Source organism: Almyronema sp. (assembly GCF_052168255.1).
GTDB classification, from domain to species: Bacteria; Cyanobacteriota; Cyanobacteriia; order Phormidesmidales; family Phormidesmidaceae; genus Sphaerothrix; species Sphaerothrix epifaneia.
This window is the reverse complement of the sequence record NZ_JBQLZL010000027.1, coordinates 101,875-107,198: the sequence shown is the minus strand read 5'-3', so window position 1 is coordinate 107,198 and position 5,324 is coordinate 101,875. Positions and strand designations below refer to the sequence as shown.

3 protein-coding genes are annotated in these 5,324 nt (G+C 55.4%); 2 read left to right on the top strand and 1 reads right to left on the bottom strand.

Translation table 11 applies throughout. The features are described 5' to 3' along the window. Positions 1-2,210, top strand: a 2,210-nt coding sequence (gene selD / locus ACTS3T_RS04920) for a selenide, water dikinase SelD (RefSeq protein ID WP_462934819.1), incomplete at its 5' end; no start/stop codon positions are given. 244 nt (positions 2,211-2,454) lie between these two features. Here the strand turns inward: selD and ACTS3T_RS04915 are convergent. Further along, positions 2,455-2,838, bottom strand: coding sequence for a CU044_2847 family protein (locus ACTS3T_RS04915; protein WP_377964529.1), 384 nt, complete (start codon positions 2,836-2,838; stop codon positions 2,455-2,457). An 82-nt stretch (positions 2,839-2,920) separates the two neighbouring features. Here ACTS3T_RS04915 and ACTS3T_RS04910 point away from each other — a divergent pair. After that, positions 2,921-5,324, top strand: a 2,404-nt coding sequence (locus ACTS3T_RS04910) for an nSTAND1 domain-containing NTPase (RefSeq protein WP_462934818.1), incomplete at its 3' end; no start/stop codon positions are given.

Genomic DNA, 5,324 nt, shown 5'->3' with positions numbered 1-5,324 from the left:
TGAGAAAATTTGGTATGCAGCCCATCGCCGGACTGCGGCTAACGCTGATCACCAATCTGGTCGATACCCCCTATTCCGGCATGTTGCCCTGCCACATTTCAGGGCTATACGGCTTTGACGAATCCCACATTGATTTGCGACCATTAACCCGCTTTGCCCAGTGTCGGCTGCTGATGGATGAAGGAATTGGCCTAGATTTAGCCAATCAGCAAGTGCTGTGCAAAAACCACCCCCCCATCGCCTACGATGTGCTGTCGATTGATATTGGCAGTACCCCTGCCACGCTTGATGTACCAGGGGCGGCTGAATATGCCATTGCGGCGAAGCCCGTGCCGCAGTTACTCAAGCAGTGGCGGCAGTGGCTCACAGCGGTAGAGGCTGACCCGGCGAAATCCAGAGTTTTAGGCGTTGTCGGCGGTGGCGTTGGCGGCGTAGAAGTGGCGCTAAATATGCAGGCGCGGCTGTGGCAGATCCTCGATCGCGCCAGACAACCCCGCGATCGCATCAGCATTCACCTGTTTCATCGCGGTGAGGCGATCGCCACTGGGCGCAACCGCTGGACGCAAAAACATTTGGCGCGTTTGTTCAAACAGCGCGGCATTCAGCTACATCTGCAAGAAAACGTCACCGCGATCGCCCTTGCTGCTAACGAGCAGCGGCTCGTCCAGTGCGAATCGGGGCTAGAAGTGGCCTGCGATCGCGTCATTTGGGTTACCAGTGCTTCAGCCGCCGCCTGGATTCTCGACTCTGGCCTTGCCACCAACGACAAAGGCTTTATCCAAACCCACGATACGCTGCAAACCCTGCACCACCCCAACGTGTTTGCCGTGGGCGATGTAGCCACAATGGTGAATCATCCGCGCCCCAAGGCGGGCGTCTTTGCTGTGCGGCAAGGGCCACCGCTCTTTGAAAATCTGCAACGTTGGCTTACCGGGCGATCGCTCAAACCCTTTATTCCCCAAAGGCAGTTTCTCAACATTATTGATACTGGAACCGGAACGGCGATCGCCTCGCGGGGACCTTTCGCCGCCGAGTCGCGCTGGTTTCGAGCTTGGAAAGATCATATCGATCGCAAGTTTATGCGCTTGTTTACCGACTTCCCTGCGATGACAGCCACCCAAGCTCCCCTCAGTCTCGCCTCGGCTGAATCAACCCCGCCACCCTGTGCGGGCTGCGCCTCCAAGGTGGGGGGCGATGTTTTGTCACTGGCGTTGCGACGGTTGCAGCAAGCTTTTCCGGCGGTCGCCGACTGGCCCGCAGCGGCAGATGTCGTGGTTGGCTTAGCCCAGCCAGACGATGCCGCCGTTGTGCGGGTGCCACCGGGGCAGTTGATGGTGCAAACCGTTGATTACTTTCGGGCGCTGCTAGATGATCCCTACGTGTTTGGCCAGATTTGTGTTAACCACTGCCTCAGCGATTTGTTTGCTATGGGGGCGGTGCCGCAAAGTGTGCTGGCGATCGCCACGTTGCCCTACAGCAGCCCCCGCAAGCAGGCTGATACCCTATATCTGCTCTTGGCGGGGGCTTATCAAGTGCTAGCCCAGTCGAAAACGCCTTTGGTTGGCGGCCACACCACCACAGGCCCCGAACTGGCTTTGGGGTTTGCTGGCAATGGCTTAGTTGAGCCTGATCACCTGCTGCGTAAGGGCAATGCGCAGGTGGGCGATCGCCTGATTTTGACCAAAGCCATTGGAACAGGGACTTTGTTTGCGGCTGATATGCAGCTCAAAGCCAAGGGTCGCTGGATTGAGGCAGCAGTCGCGTCAATGCAGCAGTCTAACTATTTGGCAGCTCAAAGCTTACGACAACACGCAGCCACCGCTTGCACCGATGTCACTGGGTTTGGGCTAGTGGGGCATTTGCTCGAACTGGTGCAGGCGTCTGAAGTGGCGGCAGAGCTAGATTTGACCGCGTTGCCCGTGCTACCGGGGGCACGAGCAACGGTGGCCGCTGGCATTGTCAGTTCGCTACAACCCCAAAATTCAAAAGCGGCGCAAGCGCTTCAAAACCAACGGGCAATCAGCCATCACCCTGACTATCCGCTGCTATTTGACCCGCAGACAGCCGGGGGGCTGCTGGCCACCGTGCCTCCAGAGCAAGCCAAAGCAGCGATCGCGGCGTTGCAAGCCTTAGGCTATGCCAACACCTGCGAGATGGGAGTTATTGTCGCCGCCGCCAAGCCAGCTCAGCCCATTACAATTCTGTCCTAAATTTTAAGCTCTTAAATTCTGAGTGTGCTTTTACTAAATCCTTAAATTAGGAGGTAGATGACAAAGCCCCTGTAGATTTTTGTTACCGTTTATCTTTCGGTCTATTTTGGCCTGGGGGTATTCGTGTAGCTGAAGAGACGGTTAGGGCATTTGCCAAAAAGCTTGATCAACTGCATCTCATAGACAGCCCAAATGCCTCAGATACCTGCTTAGACACTACTTCAATCCTCCTAAAACTGATCTATTACGACAGAGTTGGAGGAGTAGGTTGAGGAGAGCTAGGGGGAAACGTGCATTCGACGGTGATTTTGAGATTACATTCGGCAGTGCCTTGAGTAACGTAAGGGACTCCGGCTTCGCCTGCGACTTTGACGCCAAATTCTAGGGTAACTTTATCGACGTTGGCTTGGCTGAGGTTTTGAAAAGCGTCTAGGGTGTGGACGGTATAGGCGCGGATGGTGCCGCGAATGGCCTGGAAGTTTTTCGCCATGCGCTCATTGATGCCTTTCTCAACCCGAGTGGCACCTTCAGGCTGGGCGATCGCTTCAAAAGGGGGAGCGACATCTTCAGTCGCTTCCATAAAGATAATGGTGCCGTCTTCGAGAGTGATAGGGACGAGCTGGGTCATGAGGATTTTCCTGAAAGATTGCAGGTTTCGGTGTAGTCGCTACTATGCTGGCATAGAAACCATCACCCCTCGGGCTGCAACAATGAGTCGAGACGCCTTAGTTGTTGGGATAAACCACTATCAGCACCTCTCTAAGCTGCAAGCACCGGGGACAGATGCCGAAGCGATCGCCCAACGCCTAGAACGAGACGGGGATTTTCGGGTGTGGCGGCTACCGGAGATTGTGGCGGACGGTAAGCCCAAAGTCGGCCAGCAGACAGAGGTTTCCCTAGATAGCTTAGAAGATGCCCTAGTCAAGCTATTCTTACCCAACGGAAAAAGCGTGCCCGATACTGCGCTGCTCTACTTTTCTGGGCATGGCCTGCGTAAAACGCGGGGCATTCCAGAAGGCTTTTTGGCGACCAGTGACGTGAATTCGCAGGTGGGAAACTGGGGGCTACGGCTGAAGTGGCTGCGAGAACTTCTGCAAGAAAGCCCCATTAAGCAACAAATCATCTGGCTAGATTGCTGCCACAGTGGGGAACTGCTCAACTTTGACGAAGCGGATCCGGGCGATCGCGGGAAAGGACGCGATCGCTGCTTTATTGCTGCCTCCCGTGAGTATGAGCCTGCTTACGAAGACCTCACCAGCGACCACAGCGTTTTGACTAAAGCTTTACTGGAGGGATTGGATCCGAGTCAGTTTCGCGATCGCTGGGTGACGAACCTGTCGCTGACCGACTTGATCAACCAAACCCTAAAGCAGGAAATTCAAACGCCCATCTGTAACAACTCCGGCGAACCGATCCAGCTTACTCGCCAATGGACAAAAACCGCTGCGCCGATTGCAACCACAGTCAGCGATATCTGCCCCTACAAAGGGCTGTCCTACTTCGATTTCAATAACGACGACTACAAATACTTCTATGGTCGCCGCGCTCTCACCGATGAACTGCTAGATAAAGTGCGGCAGTCGAATTTTTTAGCGATCGTGGGGGCTTCTGGTAGCGGTAAGTCTTCGGTGCTAAGAGCCGGACTGCTGCATCAGCTCCAGGTAGGCCGCCGCATCTTTGGCAGCGACCAGTGGGATATTCGCCTTTTGCGCCCGGATAGTCGCCCCTGTCAGAGCTTAGCGGCAGCGTTTATTGATAGCAATCTATCTCGCATTGAACGGGCAGAGCAGCAGGGCAGAGCCGAGGCGCTGATCAAGGAAGGGGCTGACGGTCTGCGGCGACTGGTGCAAACTGCCGAAGTTAACCGGGTCATCCTGGTGATCGATCAGTTTGAGGAAGTCTTCACCCTCTGCCAGGAAAAAGCCGAACGGGAGCAGTTCTTCGCCACGCTACTGGGTGCCCTAGAAACCACAGATAAACTCTGCCTAATCCTGGCGATGCGGGCTGACTTTGTGGGCAAGTGCTTTGAGCAAAGCTATAGCGGCCTTGCTGACCAGGTGCAGAACCACCTCGTAGCGGTGAAGCCCATGAGCCGCGAGGAACTGAGCCAAGCCATTCTCAAACCGGCTGAGCAAGTTGGCCTTACCCTAGAGCCGGAACTGGTGAACACGCTGCTGAACGATGTGGAACGCTCCCCCGGTAGCCTGCCGCTGCTGCAATACACGCTGAAGCAGCTCTGGGAAAAGCGCCAAGACAATCGCCTACTGCTCAACACCTACGCCCAACTCGGCGGCGTCACCGGGACGCTGAAACAAAGGGCGGATGAGGTTTATCAAGGCTTTAGCGAAGAAAAACAACGCACGACTCAGCACATCTTCCTGAACCTCACCCAGCTCGGCGAAGGTGCTGAAGACACCCGCCGCCGCATCAATCAGCACAGCTTGATTACGGCTCAACACCCGGCTGAGCTAGTCAGTGAAGTGATCCAATGCCTCGCCGATGCGAATCTGGTCGTCACCAGCGAACTGATGAGCAAAAGTGACGGCAATCGGATGGCGATCGTAGACGTGGCTCACGAAGCCCTGATCCGCCATTGGCCACGGCTGCGAAAATGGCTAGACGAAAACCGCGACCTGCTACGGCAGCAGCGAAAAATTGAACTGGCGGCGCAGGAGTGGAAAGACAGAGGTAAACCCAGAGGCTATTTGTTTCAAGGCAGACAGCTCTCTGATGCCCAAGACTTTCGCAAAAAGTACGCTCAAGATCTGCCCCTCTCCGCTCTAGCAGACAGCTTTATCCATAAAGGCTTGTGGGAACGACGTTCGACCCTAGTGATGCTGAGCAGCCTCTTGCTGGTGCCGTTAATTGCCGTGGAATCTTATCTGCGAGAAAGGGCTGTCAAAGAAGATTACAGCCGCCTCTACAGCGACAACCCAGCAGAAGTCCGCCAAGCCGTGCTGGCCTTGGTGGAGGGCTGCCGTGAGATGACTCATTGGTCTGACTGGAGCAAACGCCTAGGCGAAAAACTATTTGGCAATTGCCGATCGCTAGCGAATCAAAAGTCTCTGGCCCAAGCCCAGCTACAGGGAGCCGACCTCAGATCCGCCGACCTCA